The 24886-nt window shown below is 49.7% G+C and carries 21 protein-coding genes; 12 read left to right on the top strand and 9 right to left on the bottom strand.

The window, feature by feature from the left end; all coding sequences use genetic code 11:
• The first annotated feature begins 20 nt into the window (after positions 1-20).
• The 9 genes from ABEB26_RS05690 to ABEB26_RS05650 all read left to right on the top strand — a co-directional run bounded on the left by ABEB26_RS05690 (position 21) and on the right by ABEB26_RS05650 (position 9666).
• Positions 21-569, top strand: a complete 549-nt coding sequence (locus tag ABEB26_RS05690) for a hypothetical protein (RefSeq protein WP_345721007.1) — start codon at positions 21-23, stop codon at positions 567-569.
• Positions 559-1017, top strand: coding sequence for a c-type cytochrome (locus tag ABEB26_RS05685; protein WP_345721006.1), 459 nt, complete (start codon positions 559-561; stop codon positions 1015-1017). The genes ABEB26_RS05690 and ABEB26_RS05685 overlap by 11 nt, the downstream gene beginning before the upstream one ends.
• A 4-nt stretch (positions 1018-1021) precedes the next feature.
• Positions 1022-1423, top strand: coding sequence for a hypothetical protein (locus tag ABEB26_RS05680; protein WP_345721005.1), 402 nt, complete (start codon positions 1022-1024; stop codon positions 1421-1423).
• A gap of 72 nt (positions 1424-1495) precedes the next feature.
• Positions 1496-2020 carry a copper resistance protein CopC gene (locus ABEB26_RS05675; protein ID WP_345721004.1) on the top strand — a complete coding sequence of 175 codons (525 nt, stop codon included), beginning with the start codon at positions 1496-1498 and terminating at the stop codon, positions 2018-2020.
• Positions 2021-2287: 267 nt separating this feature from the next.
• Positions 2288-4003: a copper resistance CopC/CopD family protein gene (locus tag ABEB26_RS05670; protein ID WP_345721003.1), complete on the top strand. Its 1716-nt coding sequence runs from the start codon at positions 2288-2290 to the stop codon at positions 4001-4003.
• A complete protein-coding gene (hisG, locus tag ABEB26_RS05665; RefSeq protein ID WP_012190174.1) occupies positions 4003-5004 on the top strand; it encodes an ATP phosphoribosyltransferase in 1002 nt (333 codons plus the stop codon). The genes ABEB26_RS05670 and hisG overlap by 1 nt, the downstream gene beginning before the upstream one ends.
• Positions 5005-5032: 28 nt before the next feature.
• Positions 5033-7393 (top strand): reverse transcriptase domain-containing protein, encoded by a 2361-nt coding sequence (locus ABEB26_RS05660; RefSeq protein WP_345721001.1) that lies wholly within the window; start codon positions 5033-5035, stop codon positions 7391-7393.
• 573 nt (positions 7394-7966) lie between these two features.
• The gene (locus tag ABEB26_RS05655) at positions 7967-8977 is read left to right on the top strand and encodes an aminoglycoside phosphotransferase family protein (RefSeq protein WP_345720999.1); all 1011 of its coding nucleotides are present in this window, start codon (positions 7967-7969) and stop codon (positions 8975-8977) included.
• Positions 8959-9666, top strand: a complete 708-nt coding sequence (locus ABEB26_RS05650) for an HAD family hydrolase (RefSeq protein WP_345720998.1) — start codon at positions 8959-8961, stop codon at positions 9664-9666. The genes ABEB26_RS05655 and ABEB26_RS05650 overlap by 19 nt, the downstream gene beginning before the upstream one ends.
• Before the next feature lies 1 nt (position 9667).
• On the opposite strand, the gene ABEB26_RS05645 is transcribed toward ABEB26_RS05650, so the two are convergent.
• The 3 genes from ABEB26_RS05645 to ABEB26_RS05635 all read right to left on the bottom strand — a co-directional run bounded on the left by ABEB26_RS05645 (position 9668) and on the right by ABEB26_RS05635 (position 13581).
• The gene (locus tag ABEB26_RS05645) at positions 9668-10468 is read right to left on the bottom strand and encodes a glucosaminidase domain-containing protein (protein WP_012190170.1); all 801 of its coding nucleotides are present in this window, start codon (positions 10466-10468) and stop codon (positions 9668-9670) included.
• A gap of 324 nt (positions 10469-10792) precedes the next feature.
• Complete coding sequence (locus ABEB26_RS05640; RefSeq protein WP_345720996.1) at positions 10793-11347, bottom strand: hypothetical protein; 555 nt, start codon at positions 11345-11347, stop codon at positions 10793-10795.
• A 272-nt stretch (positions 11348-11619) separates the two neighbouring features.
• Entirely contained in the window at positions 11620-13581 is a 1962-nt protein-coding gene (locus ABEB26_RS05635; RefSeq protein ID WP_345720995.1) for an acetyl-CoA carboxylase biotin carboxylase subunit, read from the bottom strand.
• A 166-nt stretch (positions 13582-13747) separates the two neighbouring features.
• On the opposite strand from ABEB26_RS05635, the gene ABEB26_RS05630 reads away from it, so the two are divergent.
• A complete protein-coding gene (locus ABEB26_RS05630; protein ID WP_345720994.1) occupies positions 13748-14707 on the top strand; it encodes a tetratricopeptide repeat protein in 960 nt (319 codons plus the stop codon).
• A gap of 97 nt (positions 14708-14804) precedes the next feature.
• The gene (locus tag ABEB26_RS05625) at positions 14805-15986 is read left to right on the top strand and encodes an outer membrane lipoprotein-sorting protein (protein ID WP_345720993.1); all 1182 of its coding nucleotides are present in this window, start codon (positions 14805-14807) and stop codon (positions 15984-15986) included.
• Positions 15987-16235: 249 nt separating this feature from the next.
• On the opposite strand, the gene gnd is transcribed toward ABEB26_RS05625, so the two are convergent.
• From gnd to ABEB26_RS05595, 6 genes are all read right to left on the bottom strand, one after another.
• On the bottom strand, positions 16236-17687 hold the full coding sequence (gnd, locus tag ABEB26_RS05620) for a decarboxylating NADP(+)-dependent phosphogluconate dehydrogenase (RefSeq protein WP_345720992.1): 1452 nt from the start codon (positions 17685-17687) through the stop codon (positions 16236-16238).
• An 83-nt stretch (positions 17688-17770) separates the two neighbouring features.
• Entirely contained in the window at positions 17771-18901 is a 1131-nt protein-coding gene (locus tag ABEB26_RS05615; protein WP_345720991.1) for a hypothetical protein, read from the bottom strand.
• Positions 18902-18997: 96 nt separating this feature from the next.
• Positions 18998-19378, bottom strand: a complete 381-nt coding sequence (locus tag ABEB26_RS05610; protein WP_345720990.1) for a YkvA family protein — start codon at positions 19376-19378, stop codon at positions 18998-19000.
• A complete protein-coding gene (gene glpA, locus ABEB26_RS05605; protein ID WP_345720989.1) occupies positions 19378-20922 on the bottom strand; it encodes an anaerobic glycerol-3-phosphate dehydrogenase subunit GlpA in 1545 nt (514 codons plus the stop codon). The genes ABEB26_RS05610 and glpA overlap by 1 nt, the downstream gene beginning before the upstream one ends.
• An 88-nt stretch (positions 20923-21010) precedes the next feature.
• Positions 21011-21985: a ribose-phosphate diphosphokinase gene (locus ABEB26_RS05600; protein WP_345720988.1), complete on the bottom strand. Its 975-nt coding sequence runs from the start codon at positions 21983-21985 to the stop codon at positions 21011-21013.
• 72 nt (positions 21986-22057) lie between these two features.
• Positions 22058-23326: a M16 family metallopeptidase gene (locus tag ABEB26_RS05595; RefSeq protein ID WP_345720987.1), complete on the bottom strand. Its 1269-nt coding sequence runs from the start codon at positions 23324-23326 to the stop codon at positions 22058-22060.
• Positions 23327-24006: 680 nt separating this feature from the next.
• Between ABEB26_RS05595 and ABEB26_RS05590 the strand changes: the two genes are divergently transcribed.
• Positions 24007-24501: a hypothetical protein gene (locus ABEB26_RS05590; RefSeq protein ID WP_345720986.1), complete on the top strand. Its 495-nt coding sequence runs from the start codon at positions 24007-24009 to the stop codon at positions 24499-24501.
• Positions 24502-24886: the final 385 nt, after the last annotated feature.

Here is a 24886-nt window from a genome sequence, read left to right as displayed (position 1 = left end):
CAAAGATTGTGATACACTCTATGCTGAAACGCCTATGTTTCATGGTTTGTTGGGTGGTGCTGGCTAGTTTGTGGTGGACAGATCTAGCAGCGGCTCATGGCGGCAATTACATCATCAATGAAACCCGTAATCAATATTTTGTGGTCGTCTCCTTGGCTCCTGCGCCCATGAGCGTTGGCCGTGGCGATGCGAGTATTGCGGTGCGCAACAGCACCGATTATGCCGCGTTGCCAGTCGAAGCGATTTCATTGGTATTGATTGATCCTGATGGTCAAGAATTTCGCTACCTGCCTGCGCCCGAAAGTCGCCCAGAAGATGCAATTTATGGTTCGCATGACCTCGATTTTTCGAGCAGTGGCGATTGGCAATTTCTGATGAGCTTCAGTGAGGCGGGCCAAACCCAAGAATTTCGCACAACTGTGAATGTTGCTGGTGGCATTATGCGCTGGCTAAATGTAATTCTCTACTTGGCACCTATCATTGTGCTAACAATCTTAATTACCTTGGCAGCGTTGCGCAATCGCATGCTGCGTAAGGCGGCGATGGAGTCGGATGCCCATGCAACATAAACTCAATCGGTGGCGGCTGATTGCCCTGTTGTTGACACTTGGAATCCCTAGTTTAATTGCTTGTGGTGAGGCTGCTCAACAAGCAACGCTAACTTTAGGCGAACCAACCGTACCCTATATCGAGCCAGCGTTTGGCGAAAAATTGGCCAGTGGTCAGGCCTTATTTGGCCAATATTGTGCCAACTGCCATGGCCAAAGCGGCGAGGGCATGGGGCCGTTTCCAGCACTCAACGATGGTATGCATGCCTATTCACACCCCGATTGGGAATTGATTTCGCTGATTCGTGATGGTAAAAATTCAATGCCGGCCTTTGGCTCGCAGCTCAGCGAAGAAGAAATAATTACGATCATCGCCCGAGTGAAAGCATGGTGGGGGCCGGGTAAACTATCCGAGCAACGCCAATTATGTTTGATCTCGCCGGGGCCAACGCCGACCTTGATGCAATAATTTCATGAAGCAACACTGGCACAAATTAACTAACAAACAGGCATGGCTGCCGATCGCTGGCAGCCTATGTGGCTTGATCCTCACTCATGGGATTGCCTTGGCTTGTATTGTCTATTGTGCCGTGATTCAAGCCGATAATCCATTAATTGCCCATCACGGGCATCATCATCACCAAACTCAAATTCCAGTTGTGATTGATGATTTTCAACATTTCCAACCAGCGCCGTTTACCTCAGGCGTGCTGGAGCAAGGCCATGAAGTGCCATTGGCTTTGATAGCCTTGGTGATTTTGCTTGGCTCAATCCGAATTGCCCGTTGGATTTACCGCGAATTAGGCTACCTTGGGCGTTCTTGGATCGAACGGCCACTTGCCCCGCCCCCACGTATCCTTGGTTGTAATGCTTAATCTCATTCGCTTAATCGGTTTTTGCATTCTTTGGCAGATCGTTGTGATCTGCTGCAATCAGGGATTTACATAATGAAACGTTTAATTGCAGTATTGGCCTTGGTGATTATTTTTGCTCAGCCTGGGGTTAGCTCGGCTCACTCCAAATTGGTTAGTTCAACGCCCGCCGATGGCTCGAAATTGGCAACTGCTCCGAGCGAAGTTGTGCTGACCTTCAACGACGAATTGGAATCCGAAGGCTTGAAATTAAGCGTTACCGATGCCAATGGCACAGTGGTTGATACAGGCGATGGCCGAGTCGATTTGGCTGATCTTGAGCGCAAAACCATGCGGGTTTCATTGAAATCGGGAGTTGGCACAGGCAGCTATACCGTTAGCTGGTCGGTTGTTGGTAGCGATGGTCACGAAGTAACTGGCTCAATTGGCTTTGCTGTGGGCGATGCTGCTCTGCCAGTAACTCCTCCCGAATCCGATCAGCACAACCCAGGCTTGCCAGCAACTGGCAGCAATGGCTTTAATCTTGGCATGCTTGTGGCTGCAATCATCATCTTTATGGTTGCTGGCGTGGCCTTGCGCCGCCGCTCAGTTCGTGCCTAAACTAGGATTTTGAGTGATTAAGCGTGCTAGGTTTAGGCCTAGCACGCTTTTTTTAGTAGATCTATCCAATAATTGGCATTGTATATGATGTTAATAATTGCTTGGATGCCCTCCCCCCCTAGCCCCCTCTCCCGCCCAGCGAGCGAGGGGGAAGCACCGTATCATGACCGGTGGAACGCCCCTCGCTCGCCGCAGTGGGAGAGGGGACGGGGGTGAGGGATCTTTAAAACCTAGCCCCGACCCTACTATACTTAAGGAACACTAGCTATGAAGCGGATTTTAGTTGTAGCTCTATTTGTGCTGTGTTTATGGCCAAGTGTGGCGGCAGCCCATGCCTTGGTTATCGAGAGCAGCATTGTTGATGGGGCAGTGCTTGATGTTGCACCTGCCGAGGTTGTATTGCGATTTAGTGAGCCGCTTGATCGTAGTTATAGCTCACTAACGCTTTACAATGAGCAATCGCAGCCAATTGGCCTGCCGCAAACCCAGTTTCCCGCTGCCGATAGTATGCAGGTGGCCTTGCCTGCTGAGCTGCGGCCTGGTGAATATACTTTAATTTACAAAGTGCTTTCGACCGCTGATGGTCATCGTTCGGCTGGCTCGTTGTTGTTTAGCATTGGCACTGGAGTTGCTCCGACTGCGCCCTCGGTCGAAGTTAGCGCAACTGCCGATGCTAGCTTAAATTGGGGCGTGGTCAGCGGGCGTTCAATCGCCTTAACTGGCGGCTTAGGGGCAATTGGCGGTTTAGCGTGGTTGTTGATTTTGCTCTTGCCTGCAATTCAACATAATCCTGAATCGCGCTTGCCTTTGCTGGTTCGGCCAACGATTTGGCTGACTCAATTGAGTTTAGTTTTGTTGTTGATTGGCTCGGTTTGGGAATTTGTGGTACGCGCCAGCGATTTTGGCGATGGTAGTTTGGCATCAATTCAATATGCCGATGTGCTTTCCTCGATGGCGATTAGCCGTTGGGGCGTGTTGGCTTTGATTCGCTTGGTTGCGATTACGCTGTTAATTCCGCTGACGTTCTTGGCTGCTTACCAAAAACCAATGGGCTATGCCGCTTTGGCTTTGGCAAGTTTAAGCCTCTTGACCTTCAGTATGAGCGGCCATGCAGCGGCCAACATCGACGATCCAATCACGCCTGTAGCCTCAGATTGGCTGCATATGCTGACGGCGGCGGTTTGGTTTGGTGGCTTGATTGGCATGGCTTTGAGTGCTTGGGTGTTGCGCAAAACAGAAGCTGCCTTACGCAACAGTGCCTTGGCATGGCTGATTGCCCGATTTAGCCCGTTGGCCTTGTTTAGCATTGCGATGGTTGTCTTGACTGGCACGATGCGTACCTTTGACCAATTGCCAACCTTGGCAGGCTTGTGGGAATCGCGCTACGGCCAGACCTTGTTGATCAAGTTGGCGGTGATGTTGGCGGCGTTACTGCTGGGCTTTTGGCATTGGCGTAAGCTTAATCCACGCCTGCAAGCCGCCAAAGATCAAACAACCGTCGTCAAAATTGGCCTGACTTTGGGCTTGGAAAGTGCTTTGGCGATCGGGGTGATTCTGGTTGCTAGTGCCTTGACCCAAACGCCGCATCCAGTCAAAGCCGCTCCCAGCGCTGGTGGCACTGCCCGACCAACCTTGCCAACACCAACCCCGCGTATCGCTCAGCCGCTTTATCTAACAGCCCAGCGTGAAGATTTAACTATGACCCTCGATACTGATGATAATCGGCCTGGTGAGCGTCAATTTAGTGCAACCGTCCGCGATGCGAATGGCGTAATTCGCCCAGATCGAGTACGCTTACGCTTTGAATCGCTTGATCTCGAAGCTGGCCAACAAGTGGCAATGCTCGAACCTGCTGCTGATGGACGTTTTACCGCGACCTCAGGAGCGCTAAGCTTGGTTGGGCGCTGGAAGATCGAAATGCAGGTGCGTCGTTTGAATCTGCCCGACGTAACTGCTGAATGGACTGTGGAGATAACGCGCTAATGCTACGTTTTGCTGTGCCTTCCAAAGGCGCTCTTGCTGATGATACGTTTCGCTTTTTTGAAAGCTGTGGCCTGAAAGTCTCACGGCCTAATCCGCGTCGCTACACGGCTTCGATTAAAGCGCTGCCCGAAGTTGAAGTCTTGTTGCATCGTGCTCCCGATATTGTCGAAAAAGTCGCCGATGGCTCGATTGATTTGGGCGTAAGTGGCTATGATTTGGTCGAGGAACTGGGCGGCGAGAGCGATGATTTAGTGGTGGTCTATAAAGATTTGGGCTTTGGCTACTGCGATTTAGTGCTGGCTGTGCCTGATCATTGGATTGACGTAACCTCGTGGCGTGATGTGGCCGATTTGGCGGCGGAGTATGCCCGTGCTGGCCGCCAATTGCGGATCGCCACCAAGTTTCCCAATTTGGTGCGCCAATGGTGTCATCAGCAAGGCATCAATGTTTTTGCGCTGATCGACTCGCAAGGGGCAACCGAGGCCGCGCCTTCGTTGGGATATGCCGATATCATCGCCGATTTGACAGCCACTGGGACAACCCTACGCGATAATCATCTCAAAATGATTCAAGGAGGCACGATTCTGCAAGCGCAAGCTGCATTAATCGCCAACCGACGGTCGCTACGGGAAAGTTCGCAAAAACAACGGGTTGTTCAATCGATTTTAGAGCTGATCGAAGCTCGCCATCGCGCCAAAACCTATGTTTCGTTGATTGCCAACGTGCCAGGCTCGGATGTCGCTGATGTTGGCGCAAGGGTCGTGGCCCATGCAGCTTTGGCGGGCTTGCAAGGCCCAACTGTTTCGCCAGTTTGGAGCCGCGATGGTGGTGAAGGCTGGTACGCAGTCTCGTTGGTCGTCGATAGCGCCAACATTTTGCCAGCCATCGATCATTTGCGTTCGATTGGCTCAACGGGGATTACGGTTTTGCCTGTGCACTATGTTTTTGCCGAACGTTCCCAAAGTTTCGCCGCATTGAGCGAGTTGATGCACAAAAGCTAGCAGAAGGTGCTCCACGCTGGAGGCACTGATGTTAACTGCAAGTGAACAATTGGTAACTGCGATTAAATTGCGCGAGCTGGGCTTGCAACGCGAGCAAGCCCTTGCAACCTATGCTGAAATTAGCCAACGTTTAGCTACAATTGAAGAACCCCACGCTCGGATCAATCTGCTCCACGAGCAGCTCCAGCAGCTAACTTTTGCCAAACAGCCGCTGCACCCAAGCATCACCAACATGCGTTTACTGAGCGATCCGGCTACGCCTGCGAGCAGCGAATTGACCGCTTGGTGGTCGGCTGAGCTAGAGCGCGAATTAGCTAGCGGACAACTACGAGCCGAATTAGTCTCGATTTTTGGCGCATTATTTCAAGAATGGCTTGATCATGCTGAAGTAGCGGCGAGCTACCCTGAGCAAGCCCAAAGCCTTGTTACCCAGATTAATCAGCCGAGTACCGAGACCAAACATGCGACGGTGCTCGATGCAGTGTTTCATAATCAATTTGAGCCTGAAACCCGCAACGAATTGAACAAAGCGCTGCAAACTGAGCCTGATGAAATTGATAGCGACACGCTTTGCGCGATTTTGCGGCGGATTGCCAAAGATAGTTTTTATAGCGCTGCTACTCGGGCCGAGGCTCGCCAGATTTTAGGCGACACAATTATGCGCAAAGAATTGGCCGATGCCTTGATGATTGTGCGGGCCCAGTTGGCCGATTGGCACTGGCCTAAGGCGGGAGTTACGGCGGTTGCTCAGTATGCCCGTACCAAATGGCGCTTATTTTTGCAAGAAGATTTACTGACCGCCTGTTTGCATCATGTCGTTGCCGAGCATTGGCAAGATTATTTTGCCAAATTTTGTCGGGTTAACAGCAGCTTGCCCCTGAAAAAACTCAAGCGCATCGCCCAAGATCGCGGCTATGATCGCGATTTGAATAAGCTGATTGCCGAAAGCTATGCAGTTTCCAAAAGCGTTAATTTGTGGCACACCTTGCGCCGCCCGCTCACGCTCGATGCTGCTGAGCAACTTGAACTGTATGGTAATCCTAATTCGATTTTTGCCAGTCGGGCGGCGGAAATTGAGCGTTTGCAGCAATGGAGCCAATTGGCTGAGTATGATGGCAATTATGAGCATAATCTCGAAGTTGCATTACGTTTGATCAACGCCGAAATTCAGCTTGGCTTACACGCCACGCCCGATCAAGCCATGTATGTGCTCAAAACCGATTTCCGCGATTATTATCCGTCGCTCAATCAGCAATTTGTGCTGAATGTTTTGCAGCGCATGGGCTTGAGTGAGCAACAAATCGGCTTTTTTGCTGAATATATGGCAGTGCCGTTGCAAGTCAATCAGCAAGCAACCCAGCAGCAGGTTGGTATCCCCAATCATCGTCCAATTTCAGACATTTTAGGCGAGTTGGTGTTGCGTTTGATGGAGCAATATCTTGAGTTGCATGCTCATGTGCAAATCGTGCGCTTCGTCGATGATCTAACGATTATCGCCACTGATCCTGAGGAAATGCGCAAAGCTTGGCGAGCACTGCAAACCTGGTGTGTGAGTTGTGGCCTCAATCTGAACGAGCAAAAAACTGGTGCAATGGCAATTAATGGGCAATTACCCAGCGAATTACCACAACAAGCACCACATTGGCTCTTTTTGACGCTTGATGCTCAAGGCACATGGCAACTTGATCATAGTCTGATTGGCGAATATATTAACCAAACTGCTCAGACGATCACCAATACCCCTGCAATTCTTAATAAAATTGAGGTGTATAATGGCGCTTGTACCTATCTTTGCCAAGCGATTGGCCTGCGGGTTAACCTTGGGGCCAGCCATCGCGAGCAGGTGCGTACAACCTTATGGCGCTATGGTCAACAAATCATTCAACAAGGCAGCATGGTCGCCTATGTGGGCGATTTGATTCACCAGCGTTTGAACAACAGCGTTAGCTTGCCCGAAGGTTGGTTTCATTGGCCAATCACCGCTGGCGGCTTGGGCATTCAACAACCGTTGGTTATTGCTCATAGTTACCAGCAAGCGTGGCAAGAAGCTACAGCACCAAACATGCCAAGCGAACGCTTAGCATGGTGGCAACAAAACGATAATCCATGGCGCAAGTTTTATCGTCATTGGTTGCAAAAACTTGCGGCAAGCGAGCCAGAAGCCAACAGCGTATTAACTTCATTGACCGATGATTTTATTGCGCGAGGCGGCGAGGTTCGTAATGGCGAGCAACATGGTTTATCAGCCTATTGGCGCTGGGTGCTGGCACTCTACGGCCCCCAAATGCTTGAACGCTGCGGAAGTTTTCGTTTTCTCTTTACAGAACTCGTGCCATTACAACTGATTGCCCGTAAATCAGCCAATAAATTGCACGGCGCGGTCGAATAAACTGCCTCGCGAGAGAAATCACATTTAAACTCCTGATCTTGGTCTAATAGTTAGTTTTTGTTAATGTTAATTGAGGTCAAGCGAGGTGATTAATAACTCCTACAGGGGATTGTTAATCACCTCAGTGTAGTATCACGAATCACCTATTTCTACTCCCTTGACTGTGATTAACAATACTAGCTAGCTATGTTAGTATTTGTAAACGTTTACACAAATTAAAAAGGCCTAACTATCTGTGAGGAAGCAAGGACTATTCAACCATTGCTGAATAGGCTGCAATCAGCGACACTTTTGCTAGTTAGGTGCTATATGTAATGATTTATTGTCTTGGCAACGCAATGCTTCCCCTCACCCCCTGACCCCCTCTCCCGCATGCGAGGCGAGGGGGAACCGCTCCAACAGTGCTCCCCTCGCCCACCGCAGTGGGAGAGGGGCTGGGGGTGAAGGAATACATGATGTTTGTTAATGGTATAAATCATTACAATTACATTCTAGCCATTCCCCACTAGCGGCAATGTGAGCCGCCCAACCGATGGTGGTGGAACTCGTATATAAGGAAGGAGCGGGCGAACGATGACGATCATGCTGCTCTCAGATCATCGCGCATTTCCTGCGCTACGTGATCAAGCCCTGCCAAGTTTAGGGATTTTCACGCTACATCCAACGTTCAATGTCGAACCAATTATGAATACTCCCAGCGTGCAACGTGTGCATGAAGCCCATAGCGGCGTGCACGTGGTGATTAAGTCGTTTGAGCATAAAACTGGCCTAGATGGCCGTCGCTTTTTGCCGACCTACTCACGCACGTTGTTGAACCGTGAAGCCACGACGCTGGCGCAATTGCATGCGCTTGGTTTTGCCCAAGCCCCCTATTTGGTGCCACGCCCACTGGCGACCGACCCTGAGCGCCTGCTGTTGATCACTGAATGGCTGCCAGGCCAAAGCTGGGGCACAATTCTCGAAACCACCCTGCAAACCCGCAATCTTGGCCCATTGATGGCCTATGTCAATACGATTACTGGTTGGTTGGCCACCTTGCACCGCCGCACCGCCACCACCGATAAAATCGATGTGACCAATGCTTGGGAATATTGGGAAAAATTGTTGCGTCAATTGCGTGAACAAGAATTGCTCAATCATGCAGCGTTGGCCAATTTACGCATGCTCCAAGTGCATTGGCAAGCCAGCGATATGTTGCATCAAGGCCTGCGCTCGATGATTCATGGCGATGCAACCCCGGCGAACATGCTCTTTACTGCTCCGGAAGAACTTGCATTAATCGATTGGGAGCGATCCCGCCACGATGATCCAGCGATTGATATTGGTTGTATGGTGGCTGAATTGAAGCATGCCTTCTTCAATGTCACAGGCGATCCAACCGCTGCCGAGTGGTTAATCCGTCGGGTTTATGATCGTTATGGCTTGTTGAGCGATTTTGATCAAGAGGAATTTGCCGCCTTTACTCAACGTGGCCAATTTTATATGGGTTGCTATTTGCTGCGGATCGCTCGCAACGAATGGTTTAGCTGGGAATATCGCCAACGGTTGGTCGCGGAGGCACAGGCATGTCTGGTCGTCCGCTAGTTTTGTTTGATATTTATGGCACGCTGGTTGATGTGCATACCGACGAGCATCAACCAGCGTTGTGGCAACACTTGGCGCAGTGGTTGCGCTATCGTGGCGTGGTTTGTAGTGCTGAGAGTTTACATAAGCGCTATTTTGCGGCGATGCAAGCCAATTTGCCAGCCCACGAAGCCTACCCCGAATGGCAAACTGAGGCAGTTTGGGCTGAGTTGCTCGCTGAACTTGGGCTTGATCCAGCTGAGGCTGTCAGTATCACCCAATTATTGCGAGTCTTGAGCATCAAGCATCTACGGCTTTTCCCCGATACAAAAGAGGCCTTGCGAATATTACGCCAACACTATCGACTTGGGATCGTCTCCGATGCGCAGCGAGTGATTGCACTGGCCGAATTAGCTGAGTTAGAAATTCTGGACTATTTCGACCCAATTGTCATTTCTTCGGATTATGCCTATCGCAAGCCCGACCCGCGTTTGTTTGCCCATGCTCTGGCTCAAGTCGAAACTCCGGCCAACCAGCCTTGGTATATTGGCGATAATCTGTTTCGCGATGTGCAAGGTGCGCAGTTGGCAGGCTTACGGGCGGCCTGGGTCAAACGACCGCAAGCCACCACCGAAGCCTCGCAGCATACCCCCGATTTGATTGTGCCTGATCTGATGACCTTTGCGCTGCATTTGATTGCCAACTTCTAGCTTACTTGAGCAAAGCGCTGAGCCGTCGAATATCGCTCCAGTTGGTGCTGCTCTCGGGGTTGCCAATCGGCGTGTAAAGCGTATCGAGTGCAAAGACTTGCACCGAAAATTGCTGACCGCCAACTGTGATCCGTTTGCTTTCGCCGAGTGGTGAGCCAAGAAAGCGTCCAGCCTTGGCCTCGTTCATTGCATATTGATGAAAAGCCCACTCGGGATGATAGGTTGCGCCAACCGCCTCGAACGCTGCTACCATCAAGGCATCTTGTAATTCAGCCACGCTTGGACCTCCTGTCGAAACTACCACCGGCTGCGGATCTTCCGCCTGCCAACGAGTTACCAATCGCTCAACATGCTGGATATAGGCTTTTTCGTTGTTGCCATCGGATGAAGGGGCATAGACCGGAATCGCCGCATCGACCGTAGTTAGGCCACGTTCTTTGATATAGCGATTGAGAATCCGCTCACACCAATCGCGCAACCCATCCTGCCACGAGCGAAAACAGACGAATTCGCCATGACCGCTAGCGCTTTGCACGGTTCCGGCGGCCCGTTTGGGATCGTAGGGCGTGCGCACATTGCCCCAATTGAGGCTTTTGGTTGAAACACCATCAAGGCCAAATTGCGATTCGTGGGCGAAAAACCCGAGTGCTACTGCTGGATCTAAGCCATAGCCAACAATAATTTGATAGCACTCATCGGCGAAAGGGGCGACGGGCGAGCGACCAAGCTCTGTGCCACGTTCGAGTACACGCCGAAACTCTGCTTGCGAAATGCGTGGGGCGGTTTGAAAGGTTAAGGCCATCGTTGCAACCTCCGTTCAATCCAGACGCTTGGCGCTAGTATAGCTGTTGGTTCGGGCTTTGGCTAGCCACAAAACGAGCACTGCTAGAGTTTATTGCTTTTTTATTTCCAATATGGTTGCTGTAATTATTGAAACTTAAATAATTGAAAGCATATGATCATTGCTGCTATCATAAGGAAGATAATGGGGATTGACCAATATGCACTAATTGGTTCTTTAGTGCTTGTATTATATTTGTCATTATTGGGACTGTATTTAATTGAATCATTGAGTAATTTTTTATTTAAATCAATACTATAAGATTCTACTGATATATTATTAGTATTAGTGTACTTGATTTATTGATGGATATATTATCTTTATATATATCCCAATATGAATTTTTTGAGGTTTAATAAATTCTTGTATAAAATCAAATGATAGAGGTGTAATTATTGTATCTAATAATTTTGATTGTTTTTCTTCATTAAAATAAAAACCTGAATTTTCAAGATTTTCTATAAGATAATTAAATATTTTTCTTAATAAATTTCTATCTTCTTGAGGGAAATGATATGAATAATTTAATTCACAATATGGGAATCCATGTGCATTAAGATATAGAAAACCAGTAAACAAAGTATAACTTGATGTAAATCCTGTTTTATCTTCAAATATTGAAGCTATGCAACTGAAAGAAATATAAAGATCAAGATCTTGATATGGTTTATTATTTTTAATATAAATTGATAATTTACCAAACACAGCAATATTTTCATTACTATTTAGATGATTTACATTATTTTGGGTGATGCTTCCTTGATTGCCGATTGCAACGTTGCCGCCATTAATAGTGCTTCCATTAATAGTATTCGAGATTTGTGGATTGTTGGGATTCATGGGGAGCCTCCAACGTTTTAGTAGCTGTAGAGTTTTGCGCCCTCACCCCCTAGCCCCCTCTCCCGCCAAGCGAGCGAGGGGGAACCATCTCTATAAAAGTTGTAACACCCCTCGCCCGCCGCAGTGGGAGAGGGGACGGGGGTGAGGGATTGTGTATTTATGGGTGTCAGGCAGTTACAGTATAACGGAGATAAACGAATTATCAAGCTTAAAAATATAAGGGAACGATAATCATTTAAGGTTATCGTTCCCTTATATTGTTGTGGCAATATTTACTCTGCCGTAATCTCGGCTAGCGCCACTCCACCGCTGACTTGTTGGCCTTGGTGGTAGGGCAGTTTGGCGACAGTGCCAGCGTAGGGCGCGGTCACGGTGTGCTCCATTTTCATGGCTTCCATAATCAGCAATGGTTGGCCTGCACTGACTTGCTCGCCTTCGGCTACTAGTAGTTTGATAATTGTGCCGGGCATGGGCGCTTCAAGGCTGGCATCGCCTTTGTGTCCATTATTTTGGTCGAGGCTGGGAGCGGCAGCAGGCTGAATCTGATAGCCGACCCCTTGCCAAACTAAGCTATCCTGCTCAAGTTGGCATTGATAAATTCGATCGGCAACCCGCACAACCATGCGATTAAGATGGCGACGCAAAACTACAATCTCAAGTTGCTCGTCATTAATCGTTACCAGCCATGCTTGGGGCGCTTGTGGCTGAGCTTTGATCGGCACAATTTGATCGTTGGTTTGGTAGCGCAGTTGATGCGGCATGTGGGCCGCCCGCCATGGTACATTCCAAGGGTCGCCAACCAACGTTGCATCAGGATCAGGCTCTAAATCAAACAACGCTCTGGCTGCTAAAGCCAAATTGGGCGGCAATTGGCGCTGTTGCAATTGCTCGCTAATTGCATAGGTTTGCAGAAAATCGGTGGTGGTGGCTCCGGTATGGTAGGCTGGTGTGTTGATAATCGCCTGCAACAACGGAATGTTGGTGGTAACTCCAGCAACCGCGAAATGTTGCAAGGCATAACGCAAACGGGCAATTGCTTGCTCGCGCTGCTCATCCCATACAATCAACTTGGCCAGCATTGGATCATAATTGATCGTGACATGATCGCCAACTGTAACCCCAGTATCCAGTCGAATGCCTGGGCCTTCGGGCGGTGTGTAACTGGTGAGTTGGCCAATTGAAGGCAACATTTGCACTGGATCTTCCGCATACAACCGCACTTCAATTGCATGGCCAGTTTGCTGGATATCCGCTTGATCAAAGGGCAAACGCTGGCCGGCGGCGATGGCAATTTGCAACTGCACCAAATCCAAGCCTGTCACCAACTCAGTCACGGGGTGTTCAACTTGTAGGCGGGTGTTCATTTCGAGGAAATAAAACTCACCATTGGTATCGAGCATAAACTCTTGGGTGCCAGCATTGTAATAATTAACGGCTTGAGCCAAACGCACAGCCGCTGCGCCCATCGTAGCGCGTAATTCTGAGGTTAAGGCGATTGAGGGCGATTCTTCGAGCACTTTTTGATGGCGGCGTTGAATTGAACATTCACGTTCGCCCAGATGTAGCATAGTGCCATGTTGATCGCCGAGGATTTGAAACTCAATATGGCGTGGGCGTTCGATCAGCTTTTCGAGCAAAACATGCTGATCGCCAAAGGCGGCGAGAGCTTCACGCTGCGCTGCTGCCAAAGCCGCCGAAAATTCAGTAAGCCGATGCACGCTGCGCATCCCTTTGCCGCCGCCACCAGCTGAAGCCTTGATTAGGAGTGGAAAGCCAATCCGTTCGGCTTCGGCCAACAAGCGTTGTTCACTTTGGTCATCGCCGTTATAGCCAGGCACAGTTGGCACGCCCACCGATTCGGCGAGGCGTTTGGCGGCGCTTTTCGAACCCATCGCCTCGATTGCTTCGGCGGGTGGGCCGATGAAGGCAATTCCGGCCTTACTACAAGCACGGGCAAAATTGGCATTTTCTGAGAGAAAGCCATAACCTGGGTGAATCGCCTGCGCTCCAGTTTGTTGAGCAGCAGCTAGCACTGCTTCGATATTCAAATACGATTGAGCGGCGGCAGCTGGGCCGATGCGAATCGCTCGATCAGCCTCGCGCACATGCAAGGCGCGTGCGTCGGCATCGGAATAAACCACGATTGCTTCGATGCCCAACGAGCGACAAGCCCGAATTACCCGCACCGCAATTTCGCCCCGATTGGCAATTAACAAAGAGTCGAAGTAGGTCACCGTTGACACTCCGCACTAGCGATGCAGGCGAATGCTTGCATCATTCACGACAAATGCAGCCATTGATAGCGTTGATCAGTGGTTGCTACCATTATACAGCCTTGATGCTTGTGCGTTGTGCTACCAACCTCGGTTAAAATAGGCTTGTTAATATTGAGGAAGTAGCATGACCGAACAATCGATTGACGAATTATTGCGCTCAGCCAAAGCGGCGGCCAATCAAGGTAATACTGAACAAGCGCGAAAATTGTTGAGCAACATTGTGCAACGCGACCCCAACCACGAGCAAGCATGGCTCTGGCTGAGCGGCGTGGTTGATTCTGCCGATAAAATGCGCTACTGCTTGGATCGGGTGCTGACGATTAATCCAGCCAATCAGCTAGCACTTTCAGCTTTGGAAGATTTTGCTGAGCTTGCTGAGCAGCGTTTTCGCAACCAAACCAAGCCACTGGAAACGCCAACCCCGCCAATTGCTAGCCAAACCGAGCCACTGGAAACCCCAGCCGCGCCAAAACAGCCAACCAAGCCGCGACCGCGTGCTCGCAATGTGGCTATGCCGCGTCCACGCCCCGAATCGATGATTGAATCGGGATCAGTGCAAGAGGTATTGCAAGGCCATCAACGCACGACTTGGGGCTATATTGGGCTTTGGTCAGGTTTGGTGGCGGTGCATATGTTGTTATTGCGTGCCCCCAATTTAGCCCAGCAAAGCTTGGTGCAAGCGATTGGCGTGGTGCTACAACTGGGGCTGATTATTGCAATTATTCAACTGCCAGCATGGTGGTTATTATTAAACAACCAAAGCCGCATTCAGCACGAAACCTTGGGGCGAACAACCTATTTGGCTTTGTTGAGTGCCATGCTTTGGCGTAGTAGTTTGCTACTAATTGCAGGGATTGGTGTGGGCTTGCTCGGTGTTTGGTGGGGTGAGCCATGGTTGGCGGTTTTGCGCTTAGCCCAATTATTGATTGTTGCTTGGAGCGTGTTTAATTTAATGACCCAACTCCTGCGGCCAGCTATTCCAGGCTTAGAGCTTGATCGGGCGACGAGTGCCAAAATGACCCAGGCCAGCTTGATTTGGTTTTGTCTCTGGGCTGTCAGTTTGATTGGGGCATGGCTTTGGTGAGTTAATAGCTGTTCATCATTTTATTACATCGCTGACCTAGTTTGTAACCAGGGGCCGTGCTACTATAAAACCGTTCAATACTGCTAGGAGGAATCAAATGTTCAAGCGAATGTGGAGCTTGATGCTCGTGTTAACAATGGTGTTAGCAGGCTGTGGTCAAGAAGATATCACGGCTGAAAACATCGTTACCAAAATTCGGGAAGGCCAAGCCAATACCAACAATGTTCATGCAATTATGCGCGTCGATTACACCTCAGATCAAGCGACTGGCTTTATCAAGGCCGAAGTTTGGTCGAGCAAAACTGGCAACAAAGATGCTGAAGGCAACGAAATCAAAGCCTTCCGCGCGAAAATTCTTGATGCCAACGATGCCAAGATGGTTGGCGCTGAAGTCGTGACTGATGGTACTCAAGGCTGGTTCTATGATCCTGCTGAAAATAAAGCTTATGTTGGCACTGCCGCTGAGTTGAGCGAATCGCAAATGGGACAAGGCCAACAAGACGAAGAGCAAGGCCAAGGCGGTCGCGGTCGCATGGATCAAACCGAAATGCTCGGCCAATTGCAAGGTGTAGTTGAAAAAGGCTTGGATGCCTTGACGATTACGATTTTGGGCGAAGAAGAAGTTGCCGGTTTCAATACTTACAAAGTTAGCATTGCGCCAAAATCAGATGCCCAACAACAATTGCCAATCGATTTGTTGGTTGATATCAACGTTTGGCTAGAAGATACCAACTGGATGCCAGTCAAGTTTGTGCTTGATGCGAAAGATATGGGCAACGTCAGCTTTGCCGCTGAAACCCTTGAAATCAATAAAGGCATCGATCTGGCAATTTTCAGCGCTCAGCCACCAGCTAATGCCGAAATCGTCAAGATCGCCGATATGATCAAGGAAATGGAACAAGCTGCTCCAGCTACCGATTTGACCTTGGACGAAGCCAAGACGCAAGCAGGCTTCGAACTGTTGGCTCCCAGCGAAACCTTGGGCACAAGCTTGAGCGATGTTCAATTGCTGACCCTTGCCAAAGCCACCACCGTAATTCAAACCTACGCTGGCACTGACTTGGAATGGACATTGGTTCAAGCCAAAGGTGATGATCCAGATGCGAAGATTCAACGTGGCGGCACTGAAGTAACCGTCCGTGGCGTTCAAGGCACCTTGATCGAAGGCCGTGGGAATGTTGGTGTGGTGTTGACCTGGCAAGAAGGCGATGTGACCTTCGTGATTACTGGCAACATCGATGGCGAACAAGCCACCAAGATTGCCGAAAGCCTCAAGTAACTTTCGATTACTCTCAACCAAAAGGCCTGCTCAACCAAGTGTTGGGCAGGCCTTTCTCGATCAATGGCTGAATTTGGCTAATCCTAACAGGCTATGCATATCGAAGGATGAATTATGAAGGATGAGGGATGAATGACACAGCCTTAGCTGCTTGAAACTGAATATTCATCCCTCCATCTCGATTGATTTTAAATATTCATTGAGACCAACGGAGTTTTCATCCTTCATTCCTCATCCTTCATCCTTGTATCAGGCTTGGTAAGTGCCAGCAGTTGTCGTACCGCCTTTGCCTGTCCAGTTGGTGTGGAAGAACTTGCCACGTTCGGCATCGATGCGCTCGTAGGTGTGAGCACCGAAGTAATCGCGTTGGGCTTGCAACAGGTTGGCTGGCAAATTGCCCGTGCGGTAGCCATCGAAGAAGGCCAGGGCACTCGATAAGGCTGGCACTGGAATGCCTGCCAGCACTGCGTGAGCAATTACCCGTCGCCATGCTGCTTGCGATTGCTGCACTTCGTTGCTGAAATAGGGGTCGAGCAACAAGTTCACCAATTCGGGGTTATTGCGGTAGGCTTCCTCGATTTTGCCCAAGAAGGCCGAGCGAATGATACAGCCACCACGCCACATCAAGGCAATCCCGCCATAATTGAGATTCCAGCCTTGTTCCTTAGCAGCGGCTCGCATCAACATATAGCCTTGGGTATATGAAACAATTTTGGCAGCATACAAGGCATCGCGTAGATCGTTAACCAAGGCTGCACGATCAACGCTTGGCTGATCGACTGGTCCACTGATTACGCTGGCGGCGTGCACCCGTTCATCTTTGAGTGCTGACAAAAAGCGGCTAAACACTGCTTCGCCGATCAAGGTCAGCGGAATGCCATTATCCAAAGCGGAAACGACCGTCCATTTGCCTGTGCCTTTTTGACCAGCGCTATCCAAAATCTTATCGACCAAGGGTGCGCCATCGCTATCGCGGAAGGCCAAAATATCGCGGGTAATCTCGATCAGATATGAATCGAGTTTACCCGCGTTCCATTCGCCAAACACGCTGCTCATCTCGTCGGCGCTCAAGCCCAACGAGCGCATGACATCGTAGGTTTCGCCGATCAATTGCATGTCGCCATATTCGATGCCGTTATGTACCATCTTGACGAAGTGGCCTGCACCGCCCTCGCCAACCCAATCGCAACAAGGCGAGCCATCATCAACTTTGGCTGCGATGGCTTGGAAAATTGGCTGCACATGCGGCCATGCGGCAGGCGAACCACCAGGCATAATCGATGGCCCATGGCGTGCACCTTCTTCGCCACCAGAAACCCCTGTGCCAATGAACAACAAGCCTTTGGCTTCGAGATCAGCGGTTCGGCGGTTGCTATCGGTAAACAGCGAATTCCCACCATCAATGATAATATCGCCTGGTTCGAGCAAGGGCACTAATTGATCGATTGTGGCATCAACCGCGCTTCCAGCCTGAATCATCAACATCACGCGGCGTGGGCGCTTGAGTTTGCCGACCAATTCTTCTAACGAATGTGCCCCGACAACATTGGTGCCTTGAGCCTCGTTAGCCAAAAATTGATCGACCTTGCTAGTGGTGCGATTATAGACAGCGACCACAAAACCGTGGTCGTTCATGTTCAAAACCAAGTTTTGGCCCATTACGGCCAACCCGATTAAGCCAATATCGGCTGTTGCGTCCATGGGTTCTAAGCCTCCGCACAAAGAATGGCCTTCGACTCTCTCGCTTAAGTATACCAGCCACAGCATTGGGGCGGAGTAGGGATTTAATTATATTGTATATCATCAACATACCAAATCCCATCTTCATTGATCAACGTTACAATATCGTACATCTCATTAAGTGGATTGGTTACGAACTGGTTGTTCTTGACAACAATAACCATATCACCAGAAATAATTTTAAGCCGAATTTTTTGATCTTTAACTTCAGAAATCACCGAATATTGAATCGGCGTAACATAGGCTTGGGCAATCAGCGGAAGAATTGTTTGGATATCATCGCCTGCGCCCTCCTTAAGCCCACCAATCATATCTTCAGCATAAATTCGAGGATTCCTACGATATTTTGCGGCAAAGTAGGTTTTAACCAATGGTTCTGCAGTCAGTTTAGCCCCATCAACCCCGTATGATTGAGGGTTTGTTGACATTTTGACAATATCGTTCAACATCGCTGTTGTGCGATCTTGGGCGCTAACTTTGGGTGTTGGCGGTGGTTCTTTGCCTAAATCGCTGAGAACGCTAATTCCAAAACAGACTACCATTAAACCGAATACCGCAAAAACCAGCCATTTCAAGAATTTGGCTACGCCACTTGGCTCCACATGGGGGTAGACCACTTGGCCATATTGCGGTTGAGCTTGGCCATAATTGGCTACTGGCGGGATGAAGGCTTGGTTGGGTTGGGCATAATTTGGCTGGTTATAGGCAGGCTGAGTTGGCTGAACATAGCCAGTTGGTATTGCAGGTGTGTTGCTCAACTCGACCAACGACGGTGTTTGGGCCTGCGCCAATGGCCGAATGCCGCTAGGCGAGTTTTTTGGTAATGTTGAGGTTGCGATCGGCCCACCAACTTGGGCGGTTAGTTCTGGCTCAGCTGATTTGTTGCCAAACCACGCCGATTTGGGTAATTCAAAGCTGGCGGCAGCAACTGGGGCTGGCGCATCAAGTTGGTTCAGTGCTTGTTTGGCAATTGGATTCGTTGGATCGATGGCCAAAATTCGTTGAAAGCAATCGCGTTTTTGCGCGGGAACTTCGACTAAATCAGCCAGTAAAAGCCATGTTTCGATATGCTTGCTATCAAGTCGCAAGGCTTGTGAAGCTAATTGCTTGGCTTTGGCGCGATCTCCTACACTCAAGGCATGACGAGCCTCGGTCAATAATGCGGCTATTTGCATTGTTCTTCCCTCATTGGTTTAGTACTTTGGTCAGTATTTCCCTAGTATAGCATTACAGGTTTGATTAATGAAGCGCCTTTTGATTGAATTTATGGTTTAGCGTAGCAGATTAAACGCCCACCATGCTGCTCCAAGCCATAGCCCAATAATCAGGCCTGCACTGATATAACTAACTGGCTTGGTTTGGGCTGGAGTTTGCTGGGCCTTGATTGTATATTCTTGCCAAACGACGCTAGGAATGAGTTTGATTGTTAACATAATGCCGAGTGGCAAAATCAAAAGGTCGTCTAAATAGCCTAACACCGGAATAAAATCGGGAATTAGGTCGATTGGGCTAAAAGCATAGCCCAAGGTGCAAATTGCTAGGGCTTTGGCATACCACGGCACACGCCGATCACGCCATGCCAACAATAATACCCGTAGCTGTTGTTTAAGCTGGCGGGCCGATTGTTGCCAACCCGCGAGTTGCCGACGCATTATGGGGCATCCTCAGGCTGCACATTTAATAGATTAAGGTAAATTTGCTCGTCGAGCCGTGCTTGACGTAATTGATCGCCCCAGAGAATTGGCTGTATACCGCGCCAACGTTCTTGCAAAAAGTGCTCAATTGCCTCGACACTTTGCTGTTGATCGGCAACTTGGGCTTCGTAGGCGAGGGCGGCGGTGCGCATCGTGCAAAAACCACCTTGGCACGGCCCCATGCCGATGCGTGTATCGCGGCGTAAATCGTCGATGCTGGTTGCGCCTGCTTGCCAGGCATCGAGCAAGCGTTGGCGGGTAACCAATTCGCATTCGCAAATTAAATCGCCATAGCTTTGTTCGGCTTCAATTGTTGCCAATGGCGCACCAACCGTAAATAAACGGCGTTGATCGGGGGCTGGAATGACTTCCTCAGCAGTGCGACAGGCGCTGGTGTTTTGTAGATATTTGGCAACCAGATCGACTGTACGTTCGGCCATCATGCGGTAGGTTGTATATTTGCCGCCTACAATTGAAATAATTCCTGCCACCCCATCGCGTTGCGTATGATCAAGAACTTTAAAATCGCGGCTAAGATCGCGATCTTCGGTGGTGGCTTGCTCGCGGTAGAGTGGGCGCACGCCAGCCCAAGCTCGTAGCATGCGGGCTTGAGATAAGCCGGGAATGAGAATCTCACCTTCATCTAAAACCGTAGCAATTTCATGGGCCAGCATCGAACGATCATCGGGGTCGGGCACGCTTTCGTCGGTGGTTCCAGCCACACAAACTGTGCGCACTGGCACAATAATGTCGCCATCACCTGGCTGCTTACAGCGATTGATCACGCTGTTGACCAAGCGATGATTGAAAGCCACCATCACGCCTTTGCCTGCCACGATATCGACTGAAACTCCAGCCATGGCGGCAATTCGGCCAGCCCATGCCCCAGCAGCATTGACCACATAACGACAAGTCAGATTAAATTCCGCGCCAGTCAGGGTGTTGCGCAAGCGAGCGCCAACCACTGTGCCAGCCTCAACGATTAAATCAATCACTTCGTGATAGAGTAAGGTCTGCCCTCCATACTCCCGAGCTGAGCGTACATTCGCTTCAACCGTCAAAAAGGCATCAGCCGAACCATCGGCAACCTCAAAGGCATGCGAAATCCCACGATTGAGGGCTGGCTCACGTTGCAAAAGGCTGCTAACCCGCACTTGTTGGGCTGGCACGCCAGCAGCAAAGCACAAACCTAAAAATTCTTCGGCATAGCGCTTGGGATCTTGGGGCGTTGAAACGAAGTAACCGCTGGTATCCTCGATGCAATGCGGAATGATACGGCGCAAAATCTGGTTTTCAATTGCGCAATCGCGGGCGGCTTCACGGTCGCGGCCAATGTAGCGTGCGCCTGAATGCAGCAAGCCATGGTAACGGCCAGTTGTGCCATCGGCCAGATCGCGGCGCTCGACCAAAACGCAACTCAAGCCACGCATCGCCAAATCGCGCAAAACCCCAGTGCCGGTTGCGCCACCACCAATCACCAAAACATCAATCGAATCAAGCATCGCCAATATCCTTATGCCAGTTTAAATAACCCGAAGATCGTGCAACTTAGCTAAATCTTCGGGTTATGTTGTTTATTTGGGTATTAATCTACCAGCGGCCAATTTGTGGCCCAGCTGGGAACATTGCTCCAACCGAAATCCCAGTGTGGATACGCTGAATGACCTCGCCCAAGAGTGGGGCAACCGATTTGACCACCAAGGCTGGCCAGCGTTTTTCCGGTGGCAAGGTGATTGTATCGGTGGTAACAAAGCGCTCGATCGGGCTGCGCTTGATCCGTTCAACCGAATCGCCGTAGAGCAAGGGATGGATACAGCAAGCGCGAACTGAGCGTGCGCCGCGTTCCATCAACAACTCTGAAACCCGCACCATGGTATGGCCAGTTGCCACTTCATCATCGACGATCACACAATCGTGATCAGCTACATCGCCCAAAATTGCCAAGTGACCAACTGTACCATCCTGGTGATTGATGCGGCGTTTTTCGACCAAGGCCAAGGGCATATCGACCGCTTCAGCAAAGTTGCGGGCTTTTTTGGCAAAACCCAAGCCAGGCGAAACGATGATGCCATTTTCCAAGCCCCACGATTTGACCTCGTTGGTCAGCAAGTGCATGGTGCTCATTTCATCGACTGGAACGCTGAAAAAGCCTTGAACTTGGCCAGCATGCAAATCGAGGGTCAGCACCCGTTGAGCGCCAGCAGCGACGATCAAATCGGCTAGTAAACGGGCAGTGATTGGCACACGTGGTTGGTCTTTTTTATCGGTGCGGCTATAGGCGAGGTAAGGAATCACAGCGGTAATGCGACCAGCCGAAGCCCGCTTGAAGGCATCGAGCATAATCAACATTTCCATAATCAAATGGTTAAGCGGAGCACCTAATGATTGCACCACGAACACATCTTGTTCGCGGACGCTTTCTTCGATTTTGACAAAAATATTTTCATTAGGAAACGTATGGATACTCAGTTCACCGTGGCGAATGCCAATGTACGAGCTGATCGCCTGCGCTAGGGTTGGGTTGCCCGTTCCACTAAAAATGCGCATTTCATCAAAACGGCTCACGCGGTGTTCTCCTTATGCTTGCAATATGCGGCTGGCTGGCTACGTTGCCAACCAGCATCTCGCGGCGAATGGCTATAACGCGATAGCTTGTTCAAATTCAGCGGCCTCGGCATGCGGGCCGATGATTGCTAAGTATAAGTTATCTGGGCGAATTAGGCGTTGAGCCACGCGCTGAATATCTTCGAGTGTGACCGCTTCGATCCAAGCCACAATTTGCTCAACCGGAATCACTTCGCCATAGCGCAGTTCGTGGCGAGCATTGCGATTGGCCACCGACCAAGTATCTTCCAGTCCAAGCAACATTCCGCCCTTAACTTGCTCTTTGATCCGGTGCAACTCGGCGGCAGTCACCCCATGATCGCGCAATTTGCGCAGTTCTTCGACGACCGCTGCAATCGCATCGACCGCTTTGCTGACCTCAACCCCGCCATAGACAATCCACTTGCCAGCGTCATCATATTCAGCAGTGTAGGAGCCGACGCTATAGGCTAAGCCGCGTTCTTCGCGAATTTCTTGGAACAAACGTGAGGACATGCCGCCGCCAAGGATGCTGTCGAGCACGCTGAGCGCCCAGCGATCGCTATCGCCATAACCAAACGATTTGAGACCGAGCACAAAATTGGTTTGTTCGGTTGGTTTATTTAAAAGATGCACGACTGGAGCTGTGCCAAAACTATTGGTAGTGATTGGTTTGGGTACATCAAGCACGCGATAATTGCTAAATAAGCTCGTGAGGCGATCGACAATTTCGGTGCTATTAAAATTGCCGGCCAATGAAATCACCGTATTACCTGCAACATAATGCTGATCGCGATAATTCAACAAATCTTCGCGGGTAAAGGCTCCAACGCTTTCGAGTGTGCCAGCGATATCACGGCCAAGTGGCTGATCGCCCCACATTAATTCATCGAGCAATTGATGCACCCATTGAGCGGGCACATCGAGCGACATTTTAATTTCTTCTTGAATCACACCACGTTCTTTTTCAACTTCTTTTGGATCGAACAAGGCAGCATTGAGCATATCAGTTAACACATCAATGCCGCGTTCGGTGTGAATATTGGCAACTTTACAATAATAACAAGTTGTATCATATGATGTAGAAGCATTGATATAACCACCAATGCCCTCAATTGCCTCGCTCAAATCCTTGGCAGTGGGATATTTGGTAGTGCCCTTAAAAAACATATGCTCTAAAAAATGCGAAATTCCCGTCAGGCGAGCATTCTCATAGCGCGAGCCAACTTGGGTAAAAATACCCATCGAGACTGAATGGGTATGGGGCATTTCATCGGTATAAATTCGAAGGCCATTTGGTAAGACAACTTTTACAGGGGCCATAGTACACTCCTAAAACCTGATTAAATCATCACATTTCGCAATGGTTTAGGTTAATCATAACACGGCATTTTGTGCCAAGGAACAGCTCTTTTGGCGAGTTAGGCTAGGGGTGTCATGCCCTCACCCCAACCCCTCTCCCACTGCGGTGAGCGAGGGGCTGTTAGTTTTGTGGTTCCTCTTTCGCTCGCTGGGCGGGAGCAGATGGTGGATTTTTAGGATGGACTGCATTCCCTCACCCCAACCCCTCTCCCACTGCGGTGAGCGAGGGGCTTTCTGCTGAGTAGTTCCCCCTCGCTCGCGTGCGGGAGAGGGGGCTAGGGGGTGAGGGCATGAAAATCAATCACACATTCATCATGCCTTTGTTATACAACCAATCCTTGATAAGGATGGGGCTAGAGGTGAGGGCATAAATCATCAAATCCCCTCGACAGAGTAGCCGTGGATGTTATATAATCGTCAGCGAGATGTAAGAGAAACTGCACTATTTCCCCTAATCATTCCCTGCTTGGCAAAATCTCTCCACCATCTCAATCACACCATAATCATTATGTGTGAAAGGGATTCATTGATGTGCTAATCAATTAATATATGACTCATTCGTTCAGGCTCATCAACTCATGCATAGCTGTTAGATGGCAATATTTGGCGGCTTGCTGAGACTCGGCTTACAAGGATTATGTGTGGAACGTTACATGTGCTCGATTCTTGGCGTGTTGGTTCTGGTTTTGGCGGCATGTGGGCCAAACCAACCTGATCCAACAGCCCAAGCAATTACCTATCGCCTTGCCCAAGAGGGCGCTCACTTTAGTGATACTGCCAACGTTTATCTTCCAAAGAACTGTTTCGATCTGCATGAATCAATCACTATCCGGCTGACGTTGCAAGCAGGTACCTTAAATCTTCATCTTGCACAGCTCTCATTCATTGTGAAAGGTCCGCTGTATACCGATGCACCGCAACGCTTTGTCTGGACTCCTCCTACTGCGACGGTACTTCGGGCCAGCGATCCCGCACAGCAGTATGACTGGACGCTTCCCGACCTTGAACCGGGGATGTATATACTCGTGATTGGGAGTGGAAACAGCGAGGAACCTACACGGATGCTGTTTGGTGTCACCTATCTGCAGAATTTCTATGATGTCAATATCCCGTGTGATCAACTCGAAACTGAATAACCATATCCGTTCGTCAGTTCATCGTGAGGAGTCACTGTACTGATTTAATGTTGCTGGCTGATCGGGCAACTACAGAAACTACAATTACCCTAATAATCCCCCCTTAATCATTTCATCATGCCAATGAGACTGTGTTATAATAAAGCGCAGCATATCAGCAATCACCATTAAGTACCGCTTTTTTATACCATTTGAGAGCCATCGGAGCGTGATATTTCGAGTTCTCCCCAAATGAGGTTGTACAACTTTCAGCCACGGGGTTTATCTGTAATCATCTGCCAAATCAGGTTTAACGCTGATTTGGTTCAGGCTATAGATTGATATGCGAATTAAGGCACTGTCGATAAGGAGGTTGATTTTCATCGTAGTATTCCCAACTCGCCCA

Origin of the sequence: Herpetosiphon gulosus, assembly GCF_039545135.1 — a bacterium.
GTDB lineage: Bacteria > Chloroflexota > Chloroflexia > Chloroflexales > Herpetosiphonaceae > Herpetosiphon > Herpetosiphon gulosus.
The sequence above is the reverse complement of the archived record's forward strand: the minus strand, read 5'-3'. Positions and strand labels throughout refer to the sequence as shown.